Source organism: Lachnoanaerobaculum sp. MSX33 (genome assembly GCF_000512995.1).
In the GTDB taxonomy this organism is placed as follows: domain Bacteria; phylum Bacillota; class Clostridia; order Lachnospirales; family Lachnospiraceae; genus Lachnoanaerobaculum.
Genome location: NZ_AZXX01000013.1, coordinates 38,112 through 64,327, shown reverse-complemented (window position 1 = coordinate 64,327; position 26,216 = coordinate 38,112). Strand labels below are relative to the sequence as shown.

23 protein-coding genes are annotated in these 26,216 nt (G+C 37.0%); all 23 read right to left on the bottom strand.

All coding sequences use genetic code 11. The features are described 5' to 3' along the window. Positions 1–1,460 (bottom strand): bacterial Ig-like domain-containing protein (locus HMPREF1495_RS01910; protein WP_034211569.1); only part of this gene is annotated, 1,460 nt, incomplete at its 3' end. A 67-nt stretch (positions 1,461–1,527) separates the two neighbouring features. Continuing rightward, positions 1,528–3,948 (bottom strand): phenylalanine--tRNA ligase subunit beta, encoded by a 2,421-nt coding sequence (gene pheT / locus HMPREF1495_RS01905; protein ID WP_034211567.1) that lies wholly within the window; start codon positions 3,946–3,948, stop codon positions 1,528–1,530. A 49-nt stretch (positions 3,949–3,997) separates the two neighbouring features. Next, positions 3,998–5,017: a phenylalanine--tRNA ligase subunit alpha gene (pheS, locus tag HMPREF1495_RS01900; RefSeq protein ID WP_034211565.1), complete on the bottom strand. Its 1,020-nt coding sequence runs from the start codon at positions 5,015–5,017 to the stop codon at positions 3,998–4,000. A gap of 69 nt (positions 5,018–5,086) precedes the next feature. Beyond that, positions 5,087–6,364 (bottom strand): adenylosuccinate synthase, encoded by a 1,278-nt coding sequence (locus tag HMPREF1495_RS01895; protein ID WP_034211564.1) that lies wholly within the window; start codon positions 6,362–6,364, stop codon positions 5,087–5,089. A gap of 10 nt (positions 6,365–6,374) precedes the next feature. Continuing rightward, a complete protein-coding gene (purB, locus tag HMPREF1495_RS01890; protein ID WP_034211563.1) occupies positions 6,375–7,805 on the bottom strand; it encodes an adenylosuccinate lyase in 1,431 nt (476 codons plus the stop codon). Positions 7,806–7,814: 9 nt separating this feature from the next. Further along, positions 7,815–8,522, bottom strand: coding sequence for a phosphoribosylaminoimidazolesuccinocarboxamide synthase (purC, locus tag HMPREF1495_RS01885; protein ID WP_007591028.1), 708 nt, complete (start codon positions 8,520–8,522; stop codon positions 7,815–7,817). Between the two features lie 179 nt (positions 8,523–8,701). Continuing rightward, on the bottom strand, positions 8,702–9,298 hold the full coding sequence (locus HMPREF1495_RS01880) for an ECF transporter S component (RefSeq protein ID WP_007591025.1): 597 nt from the start codon (positions 9,296–9,298) through the stop codon (positions 8,702–8,704). 133 nt (positions 9,299–9,431) lie between these two features. Further along, complete coding sequence (locus HMPREF1495_RS01875; protein WP_034211562.1) at positions 9,432–10,271, bottom strand: hypothetical protein; 840 nt, start codon at positions 10,269–10,271, stop codon at positions 9,432–9,434. Further along, positions 10,261–10,962: an ATP-binding cassette domain-containing protein gene (locus HMPREF1495_RS01870; RefSeq protein ID WP_034211561.1), complete on the bottom strand. Its 702-nt coding sequence runs from the start codon at positions 10,960–10,962 to the stop codon at positions 10,261–10,263. Before HMPREF1495_RS01870 ends, HMPREF1495_RS01875 begins: the two co-directional genes overlap by 11 nt. Then, positions 10,955–11,326 (bottom strand): GntR family transcriptional regulator, encoded by a 372-nt coding sequence (locus HMPREF1495_RS01865; RefSeq protein WP_034211560.1) that lies wholly within the window; start codon positions 11,324–11,326, stop codon positions 10,955–10,957. The genes HMPREF1495_RS01870 and HMPREF1495_RS01865 overlap by 8 nt, the downstream gene beginning before the upstream one ends. Before the next feature lie 163 nt (positions 11,327–11,489). Continuing rightward, entirely contained in the window at positions 11,490–12,140 is a 651-nt protein-coding gene (locus HMPREF1495_RS01860) for a thiamine diphosphokinase (RefSeq protein WP_034211559.1), read from the bottom strand. A gap of 9 nt (positions 12,141–12,149) precedes the next feature. After that, positions 12,150–12,809: a ribulose-phosphate 3-epimerase gene (rpe, locus tag HMPREF1495_RS01855; RefSeq protein ID WP_007591010.1), complete on the bottom strand. Its 660-nt coding sequence runs from the start codon at positions 12,807–12,809 to the stop codon at positions 12,150–12,152. Continuing rightward, positions 12,806–13,708 carry a ribosome small subunit-dependent GTPase A gene (gene rsgA, locus HMPREF1495_RS01850; RefSeq protein WP_051402795.1) on the bottom strand — a complete coding sequence of 301 codons (903 nt, stop codon included), beginning with the start codon at positions 13,706–13,708 and terminating at the stop codon, positions 12,806–12,808. The genes rpe and rsgA overlap by 4 nt, the downstream gene beginning before the upstream one ends. Positions 13,709–13,715: 7 nt before the next feature. Continuing rightward, positions 13,716–15,821 carry a Stk1 family PASTA domain-containing Ser/Thr kinase gene (gene pknB / locus HMPREF1495_RS01845; RefSeq protein ID WP_034211557.1) on the bottom strand — a complete coding sequence of 702 codons (2,106 nt, stop codon included), beginning with the start codon at positions 15,819–15,821 and terminating at the stop codon, positions 13,716–13,718. A 4-nt stretch (positions 15,822–15,825) separates the two neighbouring features. Further along, complete coding sequence (locus HMPREF1495_RS01840; RefSeq protein WP_007591006.1) at positions 15,826–16,554, bottom strand: Stp1/IreP family PP2C-type Ser/Thr phosphatase; 729 nt, start codon at positions 16,552–16,554, stop codon at positions 15,826–15,828. Between the two features lie 16 nt (positions 16,555–16,570). Beyond that, positions 16,571–17,611, bottom strand: coding sequence for a 23S rRNA (adenine(2503)-C(2))-methyltransferase RlmN (rlmN, locus tag HMPREF1495_RS01835; protein ID WP_034211556.1), 1,041 nt, complete (start codon positions 17,609–17,611; stop codon positions 16,571–16,573). Continuing rightward, a complete protein-coding gene (rsmB, locus tag HMPREF1495_RS01830) occupies positions 17,604–18,938 on the bottom strand; it encodes a 16S rRNA (cytosine(967)-C(5))-methyltransferase RsmB (RefSeq protein WP_034211555.1) in 1,335 nt (444 codons plus the stop codon). Before rsmB ends, rlmN begins: the two co-directional genes overlap by 8 nt. A gap of 2 nt (positions 18,939–18,940) precedes the next feature. After that, positions 18,941–19,648, bottom strand: coding sequence for a zinc metallopeptidase (locus HMPREF1495_RS01825; protein WP_034211554.1), 708 nt, complete (start codon positions 19,646–19,648; stop codon positions 18,941–18,943). Positions 19,649–19,674: 26 nt separating this feature from the next. Beyond that, on the bottom strand, positions 19,675–20,613 hold the full coding sequence (gene fmt, locus HMPREF1495_RS01820) for a methionyl-tRNA formyltransferase (protein ID WP_034211553.1): 939 nt from the start codon (positions 20,611–20,613) through the stop codon (positions 19,675–19,677). Next, positions 20,610–21,110, bottom strand: coding sequence for a peptide deformylase (gene def, locus HMPREF1495_RS01815; RefSeq protein WP_007590987.1), 501 nt, complete (start codon positions 21,108–21,110; stop codon positions 20,610–20,612). The genes fmt and def overlap by 4 nt, the downstream gene beginning before the upstream one ends. 11 nt (positions 21,111–21,121) lie before the next feature. After that, positions 21,122–23,353, bottom strand: a complete 2,232-nt coding sequence (priA, locus tag HMPREF1495_RS01810) for a replication restart helicase PriA (protein ID WP_034211552.1) — start codon at positions 23,351–23,353, stop codon at positions 21,122–21,124. Beyond that, the gene (locus HMPREF1495_RS01805; RefSeq protein ID WP_034211573.1) at positions 23,334–24,713 is read right to left on the bottom strand and encodes a UDP-N-acetylmuramoyl-tripeptide--D-alanyl-D-alanine ligase; all 1,380 of its coding nucleotides are present in this window, start codon (positions 24,711–24,713) and stop codon (positions 23,334–23,336) included. The genes priA and HMPREF1495_RS01805 overlap by 20 nt, the downstream gene beginning before the upstream one ends. Then, the gene (locus HMPREF1495_RS01800) at positions 24,710–26,197 is read right to left on the bottom strand and encodes a UDP-N-acetylmuramoyl-L-alanyl-D-glutamate--2,6-diaminopimelate ligase (RefSeq protein ID WP_034211550.1); all 1,488 of its coding nucleotides are present in this window, start codon (positions 26,195–26,197) and stop codon (positions 24,710–24,712) included. Before HMPREF1495_RS01800 ends, HMPREF1495_RS01805 begins: the two co-directional genes overlap by 4 nt. Between the last annotated feature and the right edge of the window lie 19 nt (positions 26,198–26,216).

The following is a 26,216-nucleotide window of genomic DNA, read 5'->3' as shown; positions in this document are numbered from 1 at the left end:
CTGTTGCTCTCTTTCTCAGTCTGTGACGACTCTTTGTTTCCTGTGACCTTTACCTTAGCACTGTTACTTACCCATATACTCGGCAAAATTTCATAAGAATATTTTACTGAGTAGTCACCTGTTTTCTTTGTGTCCACATTGGACTCAACCTTTATTTTACTTCTGTCAATCTCTATAATCTCATCATCGTTTTGAATCTTTGCGGTTACCAGATTGTCAAAGTTTTTCCACTCACTTCCAACTGTAATCTCAATGTCTTTGCAGTCAAGAATCTTTTGGAACTCTACATATACCTTTGAAAGCAAGTGATTATACTTATCCTTTTTACCAAGATGTAATTCAAGTCCTTCGTCATATATATGTTTTTTTTCTCCGACTATAAAGCTGTATTTATTCTGTAATGAACCGTTTTTTATAAGGAGAGAATATCCTCTGTCATTTACAAGGCTCTGGAAGTCCTTTGTATTGACACTGATGTAGCTGTAATCGTTTACAAATGCGTCTTTCTTTTCATCTGTAGTAAACATTGAACAAAATGCCACATTGGCTCCCGGAAGCTTTTCAATTATATCATTGGGCAATATATCATAGCTTTCCTCATCGCGCCTTACTATACCTACTGTTTTTCCGTTTAAGAAATCTTCCTCCCTGTCACTTCCGTGGCAGGTTGCTATGCTCATATTAAGTTCTTTTTTGATAGGATATCTGTAATCCAATTTGAAAGCAAAGATATTATTTGTATTAACTTCTTCAATAGTCTTCAAATCATCCACAAAGTCATCTTTTTTCTCTATTACCATTCTTCGCTCTATGATTTCCATAGGTAAAATGCCTTCAAATTTCTGACCTGCAGCTAATTTCCCCTCTATTTTTACAGAATTAACCTTATTAAAATCCACCTTTTTTCCAGACTTTCTCTCAGTCTCCGTGACAGTTTTTCCGTCCGTTTCATACTTTATATCAACACCTGATAAATCTCCGGTAAAAATATCAAGACTTGAGTTTATAAGCCTAAGTTCAGACACACTGCCCTCCGTCTTAGGAGGCAGTGTTATATCAAAACTTATATCCCTTTCCACATCCGAACTGTTTTCAATATTTGCATTTAGGCATAGATTACTGTAAATATCCATATCCAGTATATCTGCAAAATTTTTTATAATACTTCTTCTGTTGTCATTCTCGCTTACGGAAATCAAAGACATGGCATTTGATCCGTATTCGATTTCTCCGCTTAGATTATTAAGTACTCTTATTCTGGACGATGTCTTGACTCCGTTATCATTGCTTTCATAATCCGGATTTATCGGGTTTTTAAATACGGCATTTCTTCCTTCTCCATAAGCTCTGGTGTCATCTCCGATTAGCGCAGAAGTAAGCAATATAACTGAAAACACAAAAAGACAAAAGTACCTGATGAAAGCTTTACTTTTCTTTTTCCTTCCTCTACTTCTAACCATATCTATCTCTCACTTTTCTAAAACAAAACACATATCTATCAAAGATTATCCCACAGCTTAATTTAAACTAGGATCTGATTCTGATATTCTTTTCCTCAAGCTTCTTTAATATCTTATCCATAACCTCATTAACATCGGCATCAAGAAGAGTTCTCTCCTTGTTTCTGAATGTAAGTGAATAAGCTACCGACTTAAATCCTGCCTCTATCTGATCACCCTCATAGATATCAAACAAATTAAAGGATTCAAGATTGCTTCCGCCGTTTTCAGAAATTATATCCTCAATCTCACCTACCAAAACGCTTCTTGGCACTACCAATGAAATATCTCTTGAAATTGCAGGATATTTTGCTATTCCTGTATATTTGATATCAAAATTTACAAACGGAATTATATTCGGCAAATCAAGTACCGCTATATAGGTCTTCTCGCCCAATTTATAATTTTCACATACAATCGGATGCACTTCGCCCAAATATCCGAGGCGAACTCCGTCAAGCACTATATCGGCTTTTCTTCCCGGATGTAAGAACTCTTCCTTGCAACCCGGATCATAGTGAAGTTTACCGACAATTCCTATTGTATATAAGAATTCCTCTACCACACCCTTCATATCAAAGAAGTTTTCCTTGCCATAGAATCCAAGTACAAACTGCATTCTCTCATCAGGCAATTCCTTTAAAGGAAGCTCCTTTGGAATATAGATGTTTGCAAGCTCAAATAAATGCACATCCTTATTTCTTCTGTTGTAATTTGTTGAAAGAGAATTAAGTATACCGTTTACAGCCTGAGTTCTCATCATTCTGAAATCTTCACCCAGAGGATTTGATATTTCAATAGCATTTCTATAGTGGCTGTCTTTTGACAATCCGAGCTTGTCAAATACCTTGGCACTCTCAAATGAATAGTTCATTGCCTCTGAGAATCCCAAAAACTTTGCCACTTCTCTTGCAAGCTCTTCTATTTCAAGCTTCATACTGATACCGCCTATGGTTGCGCTTGCTTTCGGCAATGTTGTAGGTATCTTGTCATATCCGAAGAATCTTGCAACTTCCTCAGCCAAATCCGCCATAAAGTGAATATCCTGTCTGAATGTAGGAGCCACAATCTCATTAGTCTCTTTATCGTATTTTAACTCAATTCTGTCAAAGATTTCAAGCATATCTTCTTTTGATATGGAAGTTCCAAGCAATTTATTGATTCTTTCAGGCTCAAAAGCTACTCTTGACTCTACCGCTTTTACAGGATAAACATCAATTGTTCCGCCAACCACTTCTCCTGCTCCAAGTTCTTCCACCAAAGAACATGCTCTCATCATAGCATCATAAGCATTATTCGGATCAAGGCCTTTTTCAAACTTTCCTGATGAATCTGTACGAAGTCCTATTCTCTTTGATGAAAGTCTGATATTTGTACCGTCAAAAGTAGCGCATTCAAATATCATTGTACTTACATCGTCTGTAATCTTTGAGTTCTCACCACCCATGATTCCGGCAATAGCTACAGCTTTTTTAGCATCATTTATCATTAAAATATTGCTGTCAAGCTTTCTTACCACTCCGTCCAGAGTCTCAAACTCATCTCCGTCCTTTGCTCTGTCTACAACTATTTTCTGTCCTTCGATCAAATTGTAATCAAAAGCATGCATAGGCTGACCGTACTCAGCCATAACATAGTTTGTAATATCCACTATATTGTTTATAGGTCTGATTCCCACTGCACGAAGTCTTTCCTGCATCCATGCAGGTGAAGGTGCAAGCTTTATATTCTTTACAACTCTTGCGACATATCTCTTGCAAAGATTCTCATCCTTTACTTCCACACTTAAGTAATCATTTACATTCTCAGAATTTCCTGTTGTATTTACCTTCGGTAAAACAAGATTTTTCTTAAATGTAGCGGCTGCCTCTCTTGCAATTCCTACTACTCCGTAGCAGTCCACTCTGTTTGATGTAATTTCGTACTCAAATACGGTATCTCTAAGTCCCAAAAGCTCTATAGCATCGCTACCGACCTTTGCATCCTTTGGCAGAATATAGATTCCGCTTTCAGGTGCATCAGGGAAATAGTTCTTGTCCTGGCCAAGCTCTTCAATAGAGCACATCATACCGAATGACTCAACTCCACGAAGCTTGCCCTTCTTTATTTTTATACCGTTTTCAGGTAACGGACTTCCGTCATGTCCGCCTGCAACTTTTCCGCCGTCTAAAACTACAGGAACTTTATCACCAACCGAAACATTAGGTGCTCCTGTAACTATCTGTATTTTTTCATTTCCTACATCCACCTGGCAGATAATAAGTTTATCCGCATCAGGGTGTTTTTCTATTGAAAGTATCTCACCGACAACTATTTTCTCGAGATTTTTATCCAATTCTTTATAACCCTCTACCTTGGTTCCGGTAAGAGTCATTGCATCTGTATATTCACTTGGAGTCACTTCCAAGTCAGGCACATAGGCCTTTATCCATGATAATGCTGTATCCATTCTTCACCTCTGTTATTTACTGTAAATATAATATTTTGTACAAGCTTTATTAGAATTGCTTCAAGAATCTGATATCATTCTCGTATAAAAGTCTCATATCATCGATTTCATACTTTAATAGTGCGATTCTCTCAAGTCCGATACCGAATGCAAAACCGTTGTATTCATTCTTGTCTACACCGCACATATCAAATACATGTGGATGTACCATTCCGCAACCAAGTATCTCTATCCAACCGCTGCCCTTACAGAATCTGCAGCCGCTTCCATGACATTTAAAGCATGTCACATCCATCTCCGCACTCGGCTCTGTAAACGGGAAATGATGAGGTCTGAACTTAACCTTTGTATCTTCTCCGAAAAGTTTCTTGGCAAATACCTCAAGTGTTCCCTTAAGATCTGCAAATGTGATATCCTTATCTACAATAAGTCCCTCTATCTGATTAAATGTAGGTGAATGAGTAGCGTCCACTTCGTCTGAACGATACACTCTTCCGGGACTTATCATCTTTATAGGAAGCTTTCCTGTCTCCATAATTCTTGCCTGTACAGGTGATGTCTGAGTACGAAGCACTATATCCTTTGTTATATAGAAGGTATCCTGTTCATCCTTGGCAGGGTGATCCTCAGGAATATTGAGCTTTGTAAAGTTGTATTCATCAAACTCTATCTCAGGTCCTTCAACAACCTCATAGCCCATATTTGTAAATATTTTTTCAACCTCATGCAATGCGATTACATTCGGATGACTGTGCCCGAATTCTCTCTTGTTTGCAGGCAATGTAACGTCAATGGTCTCCGCCTTTAACTTTGCCTCAAGTGCAAGCTTTGCAAGCTCACTTCCCACATTATTTAATGTATTTTCAATAGCTTCTCTTGCTTCGTTCACTACTTTACCGAATTCAGCTCTATCTTCAGGAGCTATATTTTTCATGTTTTTAAGAAGTGCGGTAAGTTCACCCTTCTTTCCAAGATATGCTACCTTAAGCTCATTTAATCTTTCTTTATTTTCAGCACTGTTTATCTTTTCTAAAGCTTCTTTTTGAAGTTTCTCTATTATGTCCAGCATTTTTTCTCCTTATTTAATGAATAGTCATGCCCCATATCAGTTTAAACTAATATGGGGCCGGCAAAAGTCCTATCTATAGATAATATCATCTCTACCCGGTCCATTGCTTACCAACTTCACAGGTACTTTAAGTTCTTTTTCTATAAACTCAATATACTTCCTACAATTCTCAGGCAATTCCTCATATTTCTTTATACCTCTGATATCACAATTCCATCCCGGAAGATATTCATATACAGGTTTTGCAATCTTTAATTTATTTGTTGTAGGGAAGTCCTTGGTTATCTCACCATTTATATCATAGCCTACACATACAGGAATCTCTTCAAGATATCCGAGTACATCAAGTACTGTAAGTGCGACCTCTGTAGTACCCTGAATTCTTACACCGTATCTGGATGCTACAGCATCAAACCATCCCATTCTTCTAGGTCTTCCTGTGGTAGCACCGAACTCACCACCGTCTCCGCCTCTTCTTCTAAGTTCATCTGCAGCAGCCTCATCCTCTATCTCGCTGACAAACTCTCCGGCTCCAACCGCTGATGAGTATGCCTTAACCACTGTTGTGATTTCCTTTATCTCATACGGAGCAATACCTGCTCCTATAGCACCGTATGCAGCCAATGTGGAAGATGATGTAACCATTGGATATATTCCGTGATCCGGATCCTTTAATGAACCGAGCTGACCCTCAAGAAGAATATTCTTTCCTTCTTTTATAGCCTTGTAAAGATATGCACTCACATCACATACAAAAGGTTCAACCATATCTCTGTACTCATGAAGTGTATTCATAAGTTCTGTCTTATCAAGCTCAGGCATATTGTAAAGATGCTTGAACATAACATTTTTCAATGTACAGATTTTTTCAACCTTTTCTTCCAATATTTCATCGTCAAAAAGCTCGCTTACCTGTATTCCGATTTTTGCAAACTTATCTGAATAAAAAGGAGCTATTCCCGACTTGGTAGAGCCATATGCCTTTCCGGCAAGTCTTGCCTCCTCATAGGTATCCTGCAAAATATGATATGGCATCAGAAGTTGTGCTCTGTCCGAAACCAAAATCTTAGGTCTCGGTACACCTTTTTCAACCAGCTCATTTATCTCTTTAACAAGATATGGAATATTAAGTGCAACACCGTTTCCTATAATGCTTGTTGTATGATCATAAAATACTCCTGACGGCAACAGATGCAAAGCAAATTTACCGTAATTGTTTATAATTGTATGACCTGCATTGCTGCCGCCCTGAAAACGAATAATAATATCCGCCTTAGCCGCAAGCATATCCGTGATTTTGCCCTTACCTTCGTCGCCCCAGTTGGCGCCTACAATAGCTCTTACCATTTAATTCTCCTTACACATTTATATCAGCCTTCAATCCCAGAATATCTTTATTTTCATCTAAAATAGGCTTGATAATTCTTTTTATAAAATCTTCCACCTGAACACTGCTTCTTCCGATATATTTTTCAGGCTTCATAGACTCTTTCAATTCTTCCTTTGAAAGATTGAACATAGGATCATTTGCAATCAAATCAAGCAGATTGTTTTCTTCTCCAAGTTCCTTTACATTTCTTCCGGCAATCATTGAAAGCTCTCTGATTCTTTCATGCAGCTCCTGTCTGTCTCCACCGGCTTTTACTGCATCCATCATTATATTCTCTGTAGCCATAAAAGGCAATTCTGACATCAAATGTTTTTCTATAACTTTTGGATATACTACCAATCCGTCCACCACATTTAAATATAAATCAAGTATACCGTCTATGCTCAAAAAGCCTTCAGGTATTGAAAGTCTCTTATTTGCGGAATCGTCAAGTGTCCTTTCAAACCACTGAGTGGATGCCACCATCATAGGATTCATAACATCACTCATTACATAATTTGCCAAAGATGCAATCCTCTCGCTTCGCATCGGATTTCTCTTATATGCCATAGCTGATGAACCTATCTGCGACTTTTCAAAAGGCTCTTCAATCTCTTTTAAATGCTGTAAAAGTCTGATATCATTTGAGAACTTATGTGCCGAAGCGGCAATACCTGCAAGCACATTTAATACCTTGATATCCACTTTTCTTGAGTATGTCTGCCCTGAAACAGGATAACACTCCTTAAATCCCATCTTATTTGCAATCATAGGATCTATTTTATTTATCTTCTCATCATCTCCGTCAAAAAGTTCCACAAAAGAGGCTTGAGTACCCGTAGTACCCTTACATCCCAAAAGTTTCAAATTCTCAAGAGTATAATTTACATCCTCATAATCAAGCAAAAGCTCATTTATCCAAAGTGTAACCCTCTTTCCTACCGTGGTAGGCTGTGCCGGTTGAAAATGAGTAAATGCCAAAGTAGGCAGATCCTTATATTTTAAAGCAAACTTTGAAAGCTCATTGATTACATTTACAAGCTTTTCTTTTACCAGCTCCAGGGCTTCTTTCATGATAATAATATCTGTATTATCGCCCACATAACAGCTGGTTGCCCCAAGATGGATAATTCCCTTTGCCTTTGGACATTGTACTCCGTAAGCATATACATGACTCATAACATCATGTCTTACTTCCTTTTCCCTTTCCTTTGCCACATCAAAGTTTATATCATCCTGAAATTTCTTTAATTCTTCTATCTGTTCATCAGTAATATTAAGGCCGAGCTCTTTCTCCGTCTCTGCAAGAGCAATCCAAAGTTTTCTCCAGGTTTTAAACTTCTTGTCCTGCGAAAAAATATACTGCATTTTCGCACTTGCATATCTTTCTGAAAGCGGACTAATATATCTATCTTTCAAGCCTTCCTCCTATTGTATACCAAGTCTTTTAAATACTTCGGCGTAGGCATCTTCCACTCCGCCCAAATCTCTTCTGAATCTGTCCTTATCCAGTTTTTCATGGGTTTGTTTATCCCATAATCTGCAGGTATCAGGTGATATCTCATCAGCAAGGATAATATCTCCCTTATATCTGCCGAATTCTATTTTAAAATCTATCAGGTCTATTCCAAGTCCGTCAAAATAATCAATCAGTGTTTCATTTACTTTGAAAGCGTATGAGGCAATCTTGTCAATCTCATCCTGAGTTGCAAGATCAAGCGCCAATGCATAATAACCGTTTATAAAAGGATCTCCAAGATCGTCATCCTTATAGGAGAATTCCAAAGTAGGAGTTTTTAGCTTGATTCCCTCTTCCATACCGAGCTTTTTGGCAAAGCTTCCTGCAGAGTAATTTCTCACTATTACCTCAAGCGGTACTATCTTTACAGCTTTTACAGCAGTCTCTCTGTCGTTAAGCTCTTCGATATAATGAGTAGGAACTCCCTTCTTTTCCAATAGTTTAAACAAATGATTTGTCATACGATTATTAATCGCACCTTTTCCCACTATTGTTCCTTTTTTCTCTCCGTTAAATGCTGTGGCATCATCTTTATAAGAAACTATGAGCACATCAGGGTCCGCAGTCTTAAATACTTTCTTGGCTTTTCCTTCATACAGTTGCTCCAACTTCTCCATTGTACACCTCCATTTGCTTTCAAAATCTACAATATCCCTCTGTCCACCGATAAAACAAAGCGGGCAGACACCACGGTTGTATTATATACCACTATAAAGGATGTGGCAATATATTAGAAAAAAAAGGATATCTCTATTCACCCGAGAGCAAATAGAAATATCCTATAAAATGGAGTATGCTATTTTATTTTAAGGAATAATCCCGACTTAATAAGTACCGGTCTGAGTGCAGCATAAAGTATTACTATCAATACGGTACTTACTATTGCATTTATAAGAGTTGTACCTGCCGCCCATGTAGCCATGATCTTTGCGGCATCCGCCTGAACTCCCAAAATATATACCTTATACAAATATCCCACTATAGGATCGAATATAACATTAAATCCAAGTCCGCAGATTGAAGATATTGCAGTCCACTTCATAATGTATTTTGTATCATGATTTTCTGTAATATGAGCAATTTTATGTGCCACAAAGCCTGCGATAAGTCCGATGCAAAGCTTTAATATAAATGTTTTAGGTGCTGAAGTTATATATACCGGATCTAAAATATCGGCTATGGTCATTCCAAGGCTTCCCGCTATACCGCCATATACTCCTCCAAGCAATATCGCCGCAATAACACAAAAAGCGTTTCCGATATGTAATGCCGTCATATCGCCTGATATTGTAGGAATCGGTATCTTTAAATATGTGAAGCTCACATAACATAATGCCGCCATAAGTGCTGTTGCTACAAGTTTAAAAACCGTACTGTCTTTTGTTCTTTCCATGATCTTTCCTCCATCATTTTGGGCTGATATCAGTATATAAAAATAGTGGTATGATTAAAATATCCAGTTTGAATAGTTTTAATCATACCACTTATAATGGTTTAATATATTTTATCCTTTTTTATTTTAATTATTATTCCAAATTCAGTTTGTATCTGAGTATGCGATAGCTTATTAAATAGGCAATTACAGCTATTATTATATTCTTTGCACTAATTAAAATCATTGTAATAACACTATATATACTTGGACCATGTATAAAAGGCCCGTATACAAATGCTGTTGTTATCACTTCTATTATTGCGTCAACAGCATTAAATACTCTGTTCATAACTATAAATATTATTACACTCATCAGGATTTTATTTGAATTAAACAGCTGTCCGATTGAAACTGCTAAAAATAAAAGCAATGTATTGGAAACTGTTTGTATAATTGCAAATAAACCGGCAAAGACAATTCCAAGTATAATTCCCATACCGTTTAACATTGTAAAATTACCCAGTACTACGCCTTTAAACCTTGATATATAAAGCATCAAATCTCCAAATCCGTCTTTTGCCAATATAAAACCGCAGAATATAATACCTCCCGATACGATAACCATCAGCGTTACAATTGTTTGTGCTATTGCCGCAGGTATTATCTTGCTCAAAATAATCTCATGTTTCTTTAAAGGCAATGTATTTGTAAAATATCCTATACCTGAATACATGGTTTTATAAAACCTGACTCCTATATATATATTCATACCTATTCCTGTAACAATCAGTACAACTGCGTATAAAAGAGCAGATATATTTGCCAAAAAAATCGATAATATACCTGCAGTCGAGTCATTAATTCCGAAAACCAACATCGGAAGTATTCCTATACAGAAAACTATTACCGTAATAATCGCAATCGCTATTGCTGTGAGTAAAAGTGCAGATTTCATTTGCTTAAATTCATATTTTATCAATTTACGAGACATTAAATACCTCCTTGAAATATTCGTCTATAGAACAACCTTTTTCATTTCTTATCTTTTCCGCCGCATCATATAGTACGATTTCTCCGTCTTTTATAAATACGACTTCATCAATTATCCTTTCCACCTCCGGAGTAAGAATTGTAGATATCAAAACAGTAGCATTCCTGTTATAGTTGCTTAAAATTATTTTCAATATATAATCCCTTGCATCATTGTCTACATCGAAAAACGGTTCGTCCAAAACGTAGAGCTTTGCATTTCTACTCATAATAAGTATAGCTTGCAACTTTCTTCTGTTTTCTTTTGACAAAGCTTTTATCTTGAATTTATCCGGAATCTTTAAATCATTAAACATTTCGTAGGCTTTGTCTTTGGAGAAATCCTCATAAAAATCGGCATGCATAGATATTGTATCTTTTATAGTCATATTTTCCTCGAGAAAAATTTTATCCGGAAAATATGCAACATAGGATTTTGTTATTTCATTCGGTTCAACTCCGTCAATACTCACTACGCCCTCTGTCTGATTTAATACGCCTGTAATTATCTTTATTAGGGTAGTTCTGCCTCCACCCTTCGGACCGAACAGTCCGACAATTTTTCCGGCCGGTATATTCAGGTTTATATTATTCAGTGCCTGTTTAATTCCATACTTTTTACTGACAGCCTTTAAACTAAGTAAATCAAGCATTTTTATCTTCCTCCATCTTCTGTATATTCTTAAGTATTTCCTCTTTTGAAAATCCCATATTAACCATATTTAAAAAATATTCCACTGTATATTCTCTTGCCAGTTCCTCTTTACTTTGCTTAATTATTTCTAAATTAGTTGTAACTTCACGGCCTGTATTTCTTATAGTATCTACCAGTCCCTCTCTCTCAAGCTCCGCATACGCCCTTTGGACAGTATTTGGATTTACATTCAATACATTTGAAAGCTCTCTTACGCTCAAAAGCTTATCTCCACATCCTATCTCACCTGAAAATATTTGCATTCTTATATAATCAATAATCTGCAAATACACGGCTCTGTCGGATTTCACCTTCCATTCCATATACTCCCCTTCCGTTTATTGTACTGTCTCTTTAATACACTATAAGAATAAACAAATTTTTAATATTTGTAAATGAACTTTTTATTAATAATGATTTACATTAATTCGTATCAAAAATCATAATAAAAAACAGACTTTCAAAATGAAAATCTGCTTTTATTATCTAATCTCTGCTCTCAACAACCAATAAGTCTCCGCTAAAAGCGGCTTCCAACTTATCATCTTTAATCTCATTACTTATATAAAGACTTGGCGTAGCTATATTGTCAATTATTCTGTTTTTTATGGGATACTTAACTCCCTCAAGTTTATCCATAAAGTTTTTTCCTTCAAGTGAAAAAAAGCTTATGTATTTTCCCCAAAGTTTCTCTCTTTCCAATTTGAAATGATTTGATATGACATATATTTTATTATATCTGTCATATATGGTTATATCCGCTCCAAGTTTTTTATACTTTTGTAGTATCAAAATATTGGCAAAAGCATGATCAAACCTCTTTCCGAGAGCCCCGAAAACTACTATGTTTCGGATACCGTCTTTTACAGCCCTGTCAACAGCAAGTTCGCTGTCTGAAAAATCCTTTATAGGGTCATGCTTTACTATCTCAACATTCAGGTTTTCATATTTTTTCAGCCTCTCCTCATCAGAGAGTGTATCAAAATCTCCGACCATTATATGGGGGGTTACATTTATTTTTTCAAGCTTTGTAATTGCCGCATCCACACTGATAATAACATCTTCTTTATTTTCGGCTATATAATTTTCCAATAATGATAAGTCAATATCTCCGCCGGTAACAATTATTGCATTCATTTACAATATCTATACCTCTCCAAGTGCATCATTTAAAGCTTTTATATTCTTTAAAATATCACCTTTAAACACTGAAGAACCTGCCACAAACTCATCAACTCCGGCATCTGAAAGAGCTTTTATATTATCTACACCTACTCCTCCGTCCACCTGTATCAAAAGTTTAGGATTTTTCTTTTCTCTCATTTTTGAGAGTTCTCTTATCTTATCCAAACTGTAGGGAATAAATTTTTGACCCCCGAATCCCGGATTTACACTCATTATAAGTACCATATCTACTTCGGAAACTATATTTTCAAGGAGTGAAACAGGGGTTGCGGGATTTATGGATATACCGCTTCTAAGCCCCAGTGACTTTATTTGTGATATAGTTCTGTCTATATGCTTGCAAGCCTCAAAATGTATAGTTATACCGTCGGCTCCGCTATTATAAAAATCTTCAATATATCTCTCTGGATTTTCTACCATCATATGTACATCAAAGAAAAAATCCACGGACTTTCTTAACGAACTTATAACAGGCATTCCGAATGAAATACTCGGTACAAACATTCCGTCCATTACATCAAGATGTAATACTTCTATATTTCCTTCTTTTAAAAGCTTCATCTGTGATGATAAATCAAAGAAATCGGCTGCAAGTAATGATGGTGCAATATTCTTTTTCAATACTTTCTCCTTTCAGAAAGCTCTTCATACATTTTTTTATAGCTTTGATATCTGGATTCACCTATCAGGTTTTCTTCTAAAGCCTGCTTTACGGCACAATCCGGTTCGTTTATATGCATACAACCTGCAAATCTGCATTTACCCTCATATTCTTCAAACTCATGGAAGTGAAACCTGAGCTCCTCCTTATCAAATGCAGGTGACTCCACACTTGTAAACCCCGGGGTATCAAATACAAAGGTATCACTGTCAATCATAAAAAGTTCGGAATGTCTGGTAGTATGTCTTCCTCTTTCTATTTTTTTGCTGACGGTATTTGTATCCATATTTGCTTTCGGTGCAAGTATATTTGTTATAGAGGACTTTCCCACTCCCGATGCTCCGGCAAGTACACTTACCTCTCCTTTAAGAGCCTCTTTTAAATCTTCAAGTCCGTTTTCTTCAAAGGTTGAAGCTATAATATTTTTAAATCCCGCATCAGTATATATTTTTGCATATTTTAAGGCTTTATCCATGTTAAGATCAGTCTTGTTCCAGCATATCTCCACCTTTATACCGGCATTTGACATATTTATCAGATATTTATCCAAATAGTAAAATGCAGGCGAAGGTGATTCCACCGCCAAAACAAGCACAACTTTATCTATATTGGCTACTGCAGGTCTTATCAGGGCATTTTTTCTTTTATGTATCTTCACAATATTCCCTTCAAAATCTTTTGTATCCGTGATTTCAAAGTCTACATTGTCACCTACCAAAGGCTTTACTCCTAATTTTCTGAAAATGCCCTTTGCCTTGCATTCAAAAATCTGACCTTTTCTTTCTCCTTCATCAAGGATTATACAATAATAAAAACCTGCAATACCCTTTATTATCTTTGCAAAATAAATTTTGCTCATATCTTCTTTACTCAACTCTAAAGAACTCCACTGTATATGATTTCATTACCTCACCACTGTCTACATTTACGATTTCCACCTGTCCCTGGTCTACACCGTTGGCTCCTACAATTGTTCTGAATCTTACCGGAAGTATGGTATCACCTGTAACGGTTCTTGCTTCCATCAATGTGGAATATACATCACTTCCGTTTACAGTCTGCTTAAGTCTTATCATAACCTTTACACTTGTAAATCCCGAACTCGGTCCTATAACATCCTGCAATGAGTAATTCGTATCTATTGATGCCACATATCTGTAGCTTGCGGCTGTGGTTGCAGGCGCAACCGTGGCCTTTGTAGTCTGTGCCTGCTCTGAACTCTCACTTTGTGATTCACTTGACTCGGCAACACCTGTACTTACAGCATAGTCGATACTTGTACCGCTGTCCACACTTGAACCTGCTGCTATCGACTGTCCTGCTATAATTCCGACCGCTATACTTTGGCTGTTTTGTTCAGCTCTTGTTCCAAGTACAAGTCCGTTGCTCTCAAGTAAAGCTTTTGCATCCGCTTCACTCATATTTATAATATTAGGCACAATAACCTTTGTCACCTTCTTACCGCTACTGACAATCAGAGTAATTCTGTCACCGTTTTTAGGCTTTGTCGGACTGTAGGATATTACCTTTCCCTTTTCAATAGTATCTGAATTCTCCTCTTTTGATTCTACTGAAAAACCGTTTTCCTTTAAAAGAGCTTCAGCCGCCTCCTTAGTCTTTCCTGCAATACCTAGCTTTGTTATATCCACCGTATCGGAACCGAGACTTATTACGACACTTACCTTTGAATACTTTGAAACCACCTCATCGGCCTTGGGATCCTGTGAAATAACATTTCCCTTTTCTACAGTATCCGAATATTCACTTGATTTTACCTGCATCTGAAGATTGTTGTCTGAAAGCTTCTTGTCGGCCATCTTCTCTGAAAGTCCCACTACATCAGGCATTACAGTCTGTGTGGAGTCAAGCATACTTTGAGAAGTATCACTCTTTTTACCTCCGAATACTCCGGTAAATCTTCCAACAAAGAATACTAAAAGTATAACTATAATTACAGCTACAATGACTCCGACAATGGACATGATTCTGTCCATCTTTTCATCTTCCTCATCATAATCATCGTCATCATTATCAACTTCATCATTGTCATATTCTTCATCTTCCATATCATCTATAGGCTCTACCTGATTTAAAACTGCAGTATCCTCAGACTTTATTACCTTTGTAGCTCCTGTAAGTGCATACGGCTCATCCGGATTTAGCAATACATTTTCCAAATCATCCAAAACTTCAGTGATATTTTGATATCTGTTTGCCGGATCCTTCTTTGTACACTTTAATATAACTCTTTCCAGATTTGCGGATATCTGATTATTATATATATGCGGAGGTGTTATAGCCTGCTCAAGATGTGCCAGAGCTATTGAAACAGTGGAATCTCCTGTAAACGGGACTCTTCCTGTAAACATCTCATACATTGTGATACCCAAAGAATAGATATCACTCCTTGCATCGCATCTTCCGCCTCTGGCCTGTTCCGGCGAAATATAATGCACGGAACCTATAGCATTCGCATTTAATGTCTGCTCCGATACCGCTCTTGCTATACCGAAATCCGCAACCTTTATTTTGCTTTCATCCGTTATAAGTATATTTTGAGGCTTTATATCTCTATGCACTATATGCTGTGCATGAGCAGGCTTAAGGGCCTTTGCCACCTGTATGGCAATACTTACACCCTCTGTAATATCCAGCTTACCCTTTATTTTTATATATTCTTTCAGAGTTATACCGTCTACAAGCTCCATAACTATAAAATGATACTTGCCCTCATCCACAACATCGTAGATATTAACAATATTCTCTCCTAAAAGTCCTGCAGCCGCCTGAGCTTCTCTTTTAAACTTTTCTACGAACTCGGCATCCGAGCAAAATTCTTCCTTTAAAACTTTTATTGCTACAGCTCTGCCAAGCTTTAAATCCTTGGCTCTGAATACATTTGACATGCCTCCCGAGCCTATTTTTTCTATAATTTCATATCTTCCTTGCAAAACAACTGATTCAAGATTCATAATACTACCCCTCATTTATATCTATAAGCAAAATTGATATATTGTCACTTCCGCCTGATAGATTTGCCTCCTCTACTAGTCTTTTTGCACTTGACTTTACACCGGCACTTGAAGATATTATATTGAAAATCTTCCTGTCATCCACCATATTTGTAAGTCCGTCCGAACACAATAATACATACTCATTGCCGGCAAGATCCACCTCAAAGCTGTCTATCAGTACCCTTTCTTCCGCACCTACAGCTCTGGTTATCTTACTCTTATTCTCTTTATATTCAGCACTCTCTCTCGTTATTTCACCTTTTGAAACAAGCATTTCCACAAGGGAATGATCCTTTGTTATCTGTGAAATACTGTTCTCATCAAGTACATAGCATCTGGAATCGCCTACATTGAATACATGCAAAGTATTATCTATAATGCTTGCCGCCACAACGGTTGTTCCCATTCCCGACAGATTGGGATTTTTACTCCCCTCCGCAAACAGATTTGCATTTGCATATTCTATGGCTCCTTGTATTGCCGTCACCGGCATTTTTATTGTATGTTCAATATATGTAAGCATATAGCCTATCAAAGACTTTGACGCATAGTCTCCGGCCTTTTCTCCTCCCATGCCGTCAGCCACAATATATAAATTCGGCAATACTCCTACCGGCGTATCACTTATATATACCGTATCCTGATTTACAAGTCTTTTTCTGCCTACATCGGTCAAAGCAACCGAATACATATTACACCTCCAATTTTTAAGAATTCGTTTCTGATTGAATAAATCTCCTTCTTAATTGTCCACAGGCACCGTCTATATCTCTACCCATCTCTCTTCTAACTGTTGCATTTACCCTATGTTTCTCCAGGAAATCCCTAAAAGCTTTTATCTTAAGCTTGTCGGACTGTTTAAAATCTCTCTCCTTTATAGGATTTACCGGAATCAGATTGATGTGAATATTTCTTCCGTTTACAAGTTTTACAAGATTCATCGCCTCTTTTATATTATCATTTACACCTGCCACAAGTGAATACTCATATGATACTCTTCTTCCGGTCTTTTTAAAATAATAATCACAGGCTGAAATAACATCTTTTAATGCATATTTATTCGCAACAGGCATTATAGTCTTTCTTATTTCATCATTCGGTGCATGTAGGGAAAGCGCCAAAGTAATACTCAGACCTTCATCTGCCAAAGCTCTTATTTTCGGTACAATACCGCAAGTTGATACGGTAATATTTCTCTGGCTTATATTAAGCCCCATTTCACTGCTTATAATTTTTACAAATTTTACTATATTATCGTAATTGTCCATAGGCTCTCCCGAACCCATTACAACAATATTTGATATTCTCTCTCCGAGAAGTTTTTGTATGCTGTATATCTGATCAAGCATTTCCGAAGCCGAAAGATTTCGTACAAGTCCGTCAAGAGTGGAAGCACAAAACTTACATCCCATTCTGCACCCCACCTGAGATGATATACATACCGAGTTTCCATGCTCATATTTCATTCTTACACTCTCTATGATATTTCCATCTTCAAGTGCAAAAAGATATTTTTGTGTACCGTCAAGTTTTGACTTAAATACCTCTACAGCCTTAAGATTTGTCAGGCTTGTACTTTCCTTCAGCTTTTCTCTGAATGCCTTTGACAGGTTTGTACATTCATCAAAGGAGGATATAAGTGATTTATGCATCCACTCAAACAATTGCTTTGCCCTAAACTCAGGCTCATTCATCTCCTTTACAAATGTCTTTAATTCATCTAAATCCATTGACTTAATATCAGTCATTATCTCTCCTAAATACTGCAATAAAAAATCCGTCGCAGTTGTCTCTTCCGGGTATCAGTTTCATATACCCGTTTTTCAGTTCGCTCTCTTCAAGCATTTTTATCGTTTCTTTGTCCATTCTCTCAGTAAGATCCACAGCTTTAAAATCAGTGTGATTTTTCAGAAACAAAAGCATATTGTCTTCATTTTCCGCTTTATTCAGTGTACAGGTGGAAAATATCAACTCACCGTTTTTCTTAACATACCTGGACACATTATCAAGTATCTCTTTTTGCAGATCTGAAAGTGATTTTAAGTCTTCCTCTTCAAGTCGATACTTTATATCAGGCTTTTTCCCTATAATACCTATTCCGCTGCATGGTAAATCAGCCAAAATCAAATCGGCATCACAAAATCTCTCATCAAAAATTCTTGCATCCGCAACAGCCGGAATAATATTTGAAAATCCCTGTACTTTTGCATTTTCTCTTATCAATTCAACCTTATTTTCACTTACATCACAGGAATATATCTTTGAGCTTTTATCAAGCTTATCTGCCAGTAAAAATGACTTTCCTCCCGGTGCGGCACATACATCCACACATTTTTTAATATCTCGGGCTCCAAGTACCTTTGATATCATAGATGATGATGTATCTGTGATATAGCATTTTCCGGACCTTATCGCTTCAATATCGTCCACTCTGTCAAATCCTGTAATATATAATATATCCGGATTAAGCCCGGATCTTTGGGTCTTAATATTCTTAGCTTCCAGCTCTTTTATTACATCTTCAACACTTGATTTTGAAGTATTTACTCTTACCGACAAATGCCCGTTCTTAAGAAAGTATTCCAAAGTTTCATTGAAATACTTACCGGTATTATCTCTTACTATATTTAAAATGAGTTCAGGCATTGAGTACCTGATACTTAAATCATCAAATTTCAGTTCTTCTTTTTCACTGCTTATTTTTCTGAGTATTCCGTTTACAAAGCCTGTAAGTCCCTGCAATCTTCTCATCTTTACAAGATTGACCGCCTCATTTATTACGGCTCTGTCAGGAACTCTGTCCATATAAAGCATTTGATATACAGACATTCTCAGTATTTCTCTGATTACAGGTTTTACACGCTTTCCGTTGTTGTATTTTTTTATAATATCATCCAGCTGCAGTCTGTACTCAACCACTCCATGGACCACTTTTGAAAAAAATCCTCTGTCAGCCTTTGATAAGTATGAATATTTTTCAAGAGCCATATCAATTACCTTATGACTGTACTCTTTTTCAACATCTATCAATAACAGAGCTTCCAAAGCTAAAGCCCTTATATTTGTTTTTTCCATTATCAGTTCCTTCTTCTGCTTCTACCGCCAAATAAAAGCATAAGTCTAAGCATTTGCAATACTCCTGCAGCCGCTGCCGCAACATATGTCATAGCCGCCGCAAAAAGCACCTTTCTTGCACTCTTATCTTCCTTATCAAGCAGAATTTCGTTGTTTTCAAGCTCAATTAAAGCCCTTCTTGAAGCATCAAACTCTACAGGCAGAGTAATAATCTGGAAAATTACTGCAAGTAAAAACATCGCTATACCTATCTGAATAAGTATATTTGATATATTTCCATATCCAAGTATAAAGCCTATACATATAAGAGGCCATGAAAGTCTGCTTCCAAAGTTTGCCACCGGTACAAATGCACTTCTTAAGTTTAAAGGTACATATCCGACATTATCCTGTATTGCATGTCCGCATTCATGTGCCGCAACTGCAATTGCCGCTACAGATGTCGATCCGTAAATCGCTTCGCTTAAACTTACAGTCTTATCTCTCGGATCATAGTGATCTGTAAGTCTGCCTGAAACCGGTCTTACGGAAACATCGTATATTCCGTTTGCTCTTAAGATTCTCTCGGCAACTTCTCTTCCTGTAAGTCTTGACTGTGATGCCACTCTTTCATATTTTGCAAATGTTGCCTTCATTCTCCATGAGGCAATAAGTGTTATAAGCATACCTATAATCACAAAAATATAGGTTATATCAAATCCGTAATACATAAGCTCCTCCTCTTATATCAGGTCTGTTATCCCAGCTTATATCCCTGCTCTATTTCTCTTCCCATCAGGAAGTCCTTAGCGGACATCCTTTTTTTACCTTCAAGCTGCAAAGATAAAACTTCCAGGATACTTTGATTACATATTATAAAAATCCTGCTGTTAAAGCTATATATTTTGCCGTAATTTTCACTTAAGTTTATATTTGGTAATTCAGATATATTCTCTGCCACCTCGGCTTCCCATATCTTAAGCACCTTGCCCTGATACCTTGTATATGCACTTGGCCACGGATTCATTCCTCTTATCAATCTCTCTATCTCAACTGCACTTTTATTAAAGTCTATCTCACCCATGCTCTTTGAGATCATCTTTGCATATTCGGTAGTCGCCTCTCCTTGAGGTGTAGGCACAATGCTGTCAAAATTTGCTATAGTATCCACTATAGCCTCGCCGCCAAGTACCGCCAGTTTGTCAAACAGTGAACCTCCGGTCTCCTTTTTGTCAATTTCTATTTCATACTGTTTTAAAATATCACCTGTATCCAGACCTTCATCCATCAACATGGTTGTAATACCTGTTTTTTCTTTTCCGTCTACAATTGACCACTGTATAGGAGCGGCGCCTCTGTATTCAGGCAAGAGTGAGGCATGAATATTTATACATCCGAATTTCGGTATATCAAGAACAGCCTTCGGTAAAATCTTTCCATATGCCACCACCACAAAAAAATCGGCATTCTCAGACTTAAGTCTATCAATAAGTGCTTCATCCTTCATCTTTGAAGGTGTAAGCACCGGAATATTAAGACTCAATGCCAATTCCTTTACAGGCGTAGGACTTAATTCTCCTCTGTTTCTTTTCTTATCTTCTCTTGTAAGCACAAGGCTTACCTCATGTCCTGCCTTTACAAGTGCTTTAAGCGGTTCAACCGAAAAGTCCGGTGTTCCCATAAAAACTATTTTCATTCTTCATCTTCCTCATCTTCGTACATTCTTTCAAGCTCTTCATTGTCTATAAGTTCGCCTTCTACAAGGTCCACATACAACTCACCCTCAAGATGTCCGCATTCATGACATATAGCTCTTGCAAGTAATCCTTCTCCTTCAAGAGTATATTCATTCATATCTATATCGAATGCTTTTACCACAACATGGTTGGGTCTTTTAACCACTCCGCTCTTTCCCGGAACACTAAGACACCCCTCATATCCTACCTGCTCACCGTCCTGTTCAAGTATAACGGGATTTATAAGTACATGTACATTTTCAGGCTCTGTCTCTATTACGACTATACGCTTTAAAACTCCTATCTGAGGTGCCGCAAGGCCTACACCGTTAGCCTCTCTCATAGTGTCTATCATATCATCTATCAAAACTTTTGTTCTGTCATTTACTTCTTTTACTTCTTTACATTTTTTGTTTAACACGCTGTCGCCCATTACTCGTATTGCTCTTATTGCCATTATCTATCTCCTCAATTAAAGTCATATATCGCACCGACATTTCTGTAAGTGCCAAGACTTTCTTCTATTTTTTTTTGTATATCTAAAAGTATATCATAATTAGCATTTTTTATGTATACCAGTTTTCTGTAATAGTCCTTGACCTTGCTTACGCTTGGATCTGTAGGTCCTATTATCATTGATTTTTTAAATGCGGCTTCCGACTTTATAACTTTTACAGTCTCACTTGCACATTTATTTAACTCTTCTTCCTTGATACTGCTAAACATTACCGTAAGCATATGACAGGCAGGCGGATATCCTCCAAGGCTTCTGTAAGCTATCTCATTGTCAAAATATCTTTTATAATCCTGTGCCGCTGCCGCCACAATTGCGTAGTTTTCAGGCTTGTAAGTCTGTATAACGGCCTCTCCGTCCTTTGCCCTTCCCGCTCTGCCTGCAGCCTGTGTCAAAAGTTCAAATGTCCTTTGTGCACTTGTATAATTGCTTACATAAAGCGAGGTATCCGCGGCCATTATTCCGACCAAGGTTACATTTGAAAAGTCATGACCTTTTACTATCATCTGAGTGCCTATCAAAATATCCGCATCACCGTTTGCAAAATCTCTTATCATATCATTGGCGCTGTTCTTTTTTGAAACACTGTCGGTATCCATTCTGAGTACCTTTGCATTCGGGAATTCCGCCCTTGTCATCGCTTCAAGCTTCTGTGTTCCGGTACCGAAATTTGCAATATACTTTGAACCGCAGCTTGGACAGGTTTTTGGCAGGTCTATTGAATATCCGCAGTAATGACATACCAGTTTGTTATTATTGTGCAATGTCATGGTAACATCACAGTGCTTACATTTTATAGCTTCACCGCAAGATCTGCATGATACAAAGCTTGAATAGCCTCTTCTGTTCATAAACAGCATAATCTGCTCATGCTTTTTTAATCTGTCCTCTATAAGAGTTCTAAGTTTTTCACTGAAAATACTTCTGTTGCCTCGCTTCAGCTCATCCCTCATATCAACGATGCTTACCTTCGGCAAAGATGTATTCTTAGCTCTCACTTTTAATTCCAAAAGCTTTATCTCTTTTTCCATTGCCCTGTTATATGTCTCCGGTGTTGGAGTCGCCGATGTCAAAACCAGGGATGCATTTGTGATTTCCGAAAGCTTTTGTGCCACATCTCTTACATTAAATGTAGGTACATTCTCATTTTTATAAGCCGAATCATGCTCCTCATCTATTACTATGAGTCCGAGTTTTTTTACCGGTGCAAATATTGCAGACCTTGGTCCTATTATTACATCCGCATCATTGTTTTTTATTCTTTCAAACTGATAGAATTTTTCATTCTTTGAAAGCTTGGAATTTATGATTGCAACTCTGTCGCCGAAATGCTCCGCCATCCTAAGTACTGTCTGATATGTCAATGATATCTCCGGTATAAGCACTATTGCCTTATATCCTTTTGATATTACATACTTTATCATATTTATAAAAACCAAAGTTTTTCCGCTACCGGTAATACCGTGTAAAAGATAGGTATTCCTGCTGCAAGTTTCAAAATCTGATTTAAAAGTATTTACAGCATCTTCCTGCTCGACATTTAAAGTATACTCCTTGGGCTTTATTACTTCATTAAAATCCTCTATTCCCAGAGAACGAAGTATTGGCAACAAGGGATTTGCCTTTCTTTTCTTGGAGCCTATTACAATATAGCCTTCCTCCTCCATTCTCTTTAATGTGGTTGAGTTTACTTTAAGTTCTTTATTTATAAAGCTTTGCGGCAGGCTCGTCCTTGATTTCAGCTCTTTTAAAACTCTTGCCTGTGCTGTTTTTCTTGAATTTATAAGTTCTTCTATTTTTATATCAAGACCGTCTGCATCAATACTTAAGAAAATCTCATTGCTGATTCTTTCCTCCGCCTCCGACTTTACAGGCATTACCGTTGCTATTGCCTTGTCAAAGCTTACACCATATCTGTGCTTTATCCATATGGCAAGACTTAAGAGATTTTCATCTGCACTGAGTTCTCTTTCAGGTATTGAAAGTATGGACTTTAATTTTGAAAGTTCTACATTTGTGCTTTCCCTTATATCTATCACATAGCCTTTTTTTATTGTTTTTCCGAATTCAATCAAAACAGGACAGCCCGGAATTATATTATCCCTTAAGTTTTCAGGGATAATATATGTAAATGGTCTGTCCACATTTGTATTTGCTATTATTATATCAGCGAATAAATCTTTCATAATTTTTTATTTTATCTACAACATCAAAAAGTCTCATACTGTTTGAGCCCTTTAAAAGACATACATCTCCCGCATCAAGATATCCGGAAATAAATTTCTCCAAACTCTCGTTGTCTTCAAAGCTCTTTGTATAAATATCTTTATTGATATCTTTTATAATTTCCTTTGCCAATTCTCCAACGGTAAATACAGCATCAAGCTTCAAATTCTCATTGATAAAATCACCGATTTCTCTGTGAAGTATTCTCTCATCAGTCCCCAATTCCTTCATATCCGCCAATATTGCAATTTTTCTTTGTGCATTAAAATCTTTAAGTATTGAAATAGAGGCTTTCATGGAATCAGGTGAGGCATTATAGGTATCATCTATAACAGTCAGCTCTTTTAATTTTATCAGCTCCTGTCTGTGAGAAAATCCCCTAAACTCCTCCAAATGTTTTGCCGCAGATTCTACCGAAAGATTGTAGTGATTAGCTACTGCAATTGCCGCCAAAGCATTTGAAATCTGATGCTCACCGAAAACATTCAAATGCACTCTTACCTTCTTCTCTCCTATATGAGCTGTGAACTCAGGCATTGCATTATTAAACACTATATCGGTTGCATAGTAATCACAGGAAGTATTTCCTTTTGCACTGAAATACTTATATACTATACCCTTTTCTTTTGGCGGATCAAAAAGCATATCATTATCGGCATTTAAAAATACCACACTGTCGCTCTTCATCCCGTCCATAATATGGAACTTCTCGGCTCTTATATTTTCTCTTGTATGCAAATTTTCAATATGTGCCGTACCTATATTGGTGACCAGAGCGCAGTCGCAGTTTACTATTTTTGCAATTCTTTCCATCTCGCCGAACTGACTCATTCCAAGCTCTATTACGCCTATCTCTTCGTCATTTATTCTGCTTAAGGTAATCGGAACACCCACCTGTGAATTGAAGTTATTAGGTGTCTTAAAGACTTTCAAATCTGAAAGGGCAAGTGCCACCATTTCTCTTGTTGTAGTCTTACCTACGCTTCCTGTAATACCTACCAAAGGCAATGTCAACTTATTTCTGATATACTTTCCAAGCTTTTGAAGTGCCTCGGTCGTATCATTTACAAGTACTATATTGAAATCGTCTTTAAGAAAAATATCTCTTTTTGAACTTATTGCCACTCTACAGCCCATGTCGTATACAGACTCCAAAAATTTATGGGCATCATTTTTCTCTCCGACTAACGGAACAAAAAGACTGTCTTTATCAGCCTGTCTGGAGTCGATGACTATATTTGAAAATACAGCATTTTCATTTCCCGAAATAATTTCTCCGCCTGTGGCAAATGCAAGTTCCTTTATTGTTGTGTCATTCATCTTTTTATCTTCTCCAAGCACTCATCCACCACTTCTCTGTCTAAGAAATGAGTTCTGACTCCGTTTATTTCCTGATAGTCCTCATGTCCTTTTCCGATTATAGCGATAAGATCTCCCTGCTTTGCATTCTCTATAGAATAATAAATAGCCTCTCTTCTGTCAGGGATTGTAATATAATCACCGCCTGTAGGCTTAAGTTTTGATATTATATCTGCGATTATATCCTCTGTTTTCTCATATCTGGAATTATCGGCAGTCACTATTGAAAAATCAGCCAGTTTTCCGCAGATTTCTCCCATTGAATATCTTCTGTCCTTTGATCTGTTTCCGCCGGAACCGAATACTATTACAAGTCTCTTAGGATTATAATGTCTCAAAGTATGTATAAGGCTTTCGGTACTGATTGCATTATGTGCATAGTCAATTACCACATTGAATTCATGTGAAGTATATGCCACTTCCATTCTTCCGTTCACTCTTGTATTCTTTAGTGCAGTCTTTAAATCATCAGCTTTTACTCCAAGTATAATGGCTGCAGCCAGCGCAGATATTGCATTATATACATTAAATTCTCCCGGAATTCCGATATAAATATCTGAGATGGTTTCATCTACATTATATTTTTCTCTGACAGTATTTGAACAGCTTATAGCTATCTTTGTTCCTAAAAAATCTTTATTTGATATATATTCAATATTTTTTGCTTCAAAATCTCCGCCTTTTCCGAATGTATACTTTTCGGCGGATTTAGACTGTTTTAAAACAAAATCCGAATGTTCGTCTTCTATATTTACAATTGTTTTATCACATTGTGTGAAGAAAAGTGATTTATACATCAAATACTCATCAAAATCTTTATGTTCATCAGGTCCTATATGATCATGTGAAATATTTGTAAATATTCCGGTGTCAAAGCGGATACCTTCTGTTCTTTTCATCTTTACCGCCTGTGAAGAAACTTCCATCACAACATATTCACAGCCTGCGTCAAGACACTCTTTAAAAGTTTTATGCAGCTCATATGACTCAGGTGTAGTATTTAATGTAGGTCTGTGTATATTTCCTATGGTAATTCCGTTTGTACCGATAAGTCCTACCTTGGCATTTTGCTCAAGAAGGTTCTTTAACATATGAGATGAAGTTGTCTTTCCCTTTGTACCTGTAATACCTATTATTTTCATTTTTTGTGCAGGATGTGAGAAAAATGCGGCTGAAAGTCTTGCAAGTGCCACTCTGGTATCTGCTACCTTTATAACACAAACATCATCTCTTTTTATATCTCTTTCTACCACTATCGCCTTTGCACCTTGCTTTACTATCTCATCAATCACATCATGAGTATCAAATCTTGCACCTTTTATACATACAAAGATACAGTCCTTCACTATTTTCTTTGTATTAAATACCAAATCAGAAAAATCATCCTGTAATTCTCCCGATATTATCTCTATATCAAGTCCCTTGGCGTTTTCAATCAGTTTCATCTTTTCTCCCTTTTACAGA

Excerpts from the sequence above, each read along its gene's own strand:
- pheT (WP_034211567.1), bottom strand. The coding sequence starts at position 3,948 with ATGGATACAGCATTATCATGGATAAAGGCCTATGTGCCTGACTTGGAA.
- pheS (WP_034211565.1), bottom strand. The coding sequence starts at position 5,017 with ATGCTGGACATAATAGAGAAACTTCAAAAAGAAGCTTTAGAAAAGATA.
- HMPREF1495_RS01895 (WP_034211564.1), bottom strand. The coding sequence starts at position 6,364 with ATGGTAAGAGCTATTGTAGGCGCCAACTGGGGCGACGAAGGTAAGGGC.
- purC (WP_007591028.1), bottom strand. The coding sequence starts at position 8,522 with ATGGAGAAGTTGGAGCAACTGTATGAAGGAAAAGCCAAGAAAGTATTT.
- HMPREF1495_RS01880 (WP_007591025.1), bottom strand. The coding sequence starts at position 9,298 with ATGGAAAGAACAAAAGACAGTACGGTTTTTAAACTTGTAGCAACAGCA.
- HMPREF1495_RS01875 (WP_034211562.1), bottom strand. The coding sequence starts at position 10,271 with ATGTCTCGTAAATTGATAAAATATGAATTTAAGCAAATGAAATCTGCA.
- HMPREF1495_RS01870 (WP_034211561.1), bottom strand. The coding sequence starts at position 10,962 with ATGCTTGATTTACTTAGTTTAAAGGCTGTCAGTAAAAAGTATGGAATT.
- HMPREF1495_RS01865 (WP_034211560.1), bottom strand. The coding sequence starts at position 11,326 with ATGGAATGGAAGGTGAAATCCGACAGAGCCGTGTATTTGCAGATTATT.
- HMPREF1495_RS01860 (WP_034211559.1), bottom strand. The coding sequence starts at position 12,140 with ATGAATGCAATAATTGTTACCGGCGGAGATATTGACTTATCATTATTG.
- rsgA (WP_051402795.1), bottom strand. The coding sequence starts at position 13,708 with ATGAGCAAAATTTATTTTGCAAAGATAATAAAGGGTATTGCAGGTTTT.
- pknB (WP_034211557.1), bottom strand. The coding sequence starts at position 15,821 with ATGAATCTTGAATCAGTTGTTTTGCAAGGAAGATATGAAATTATAGAA.
- HMPREF1495_RS01840 (WP_007591006.1), bottom strand. The coding sequence starts at position 16,554 with ATGTATTCGGTTGCTTTGACCGATGTAGGCAGAAAAAGACTTGTAAAT.
- rlmN (WP_034211556.1), bottom strand. The coding sequence starts at position 17,611 with ATGACTGATATTAAGTCAATGGATTTAGATGAATTAAAGACATTTGTA.
- rsmB (WP_034211555.1), bottom strand. The coding sequence starts at position 18,938 with ATGGAAAAAACAAATATAAGGGCTTTAGCTTTGGAAGCTCTGTTATTG.
- HMPREF1495_RS01825 (WP_034211554.1), bottom strand. The coding sequence starts at position 19,648 with ATGTATTACGGATTTGATATAACCTATATTTTTGTGATTATAGGTATG.
- fmt (WP_034211553.1), bottom strand. The coding sequence starts at position 20,613 with ATGAAAATAGTTTTTATGGGAACACCGGACTTTTCGGTTGAACCGCTT.
- def (WP_007590987.1), bottom strand. The coding sequence starts at position 21,110 with ATGGCAATAAGAGCAATACGAGTAATGGGCGACAGCGTGTTAAACAAA.
- priA (WP_034211552.1), bottom strand. The coding sequence starts at position 23,353 with ATGAAAGATTTATTCGCTGATATAATAATAGCAAATACAAATGTGGAC.
- HMPREF1495_RS01805 (WP_034211573.1), bottom strand. The coding sequence starts at position 24,713 with ATGAATGACACAACAATAAAGGAACTTGCATTTGCCACAGGCGGAGAA.
- HMPREF1495_RS01800 (WP_034211550.1), bottom strand. The coding sequence starts at position 26,197 with ATGAAACTGATTGAAAACGCCAAGGGACTTGATATAGAGATAATATCG.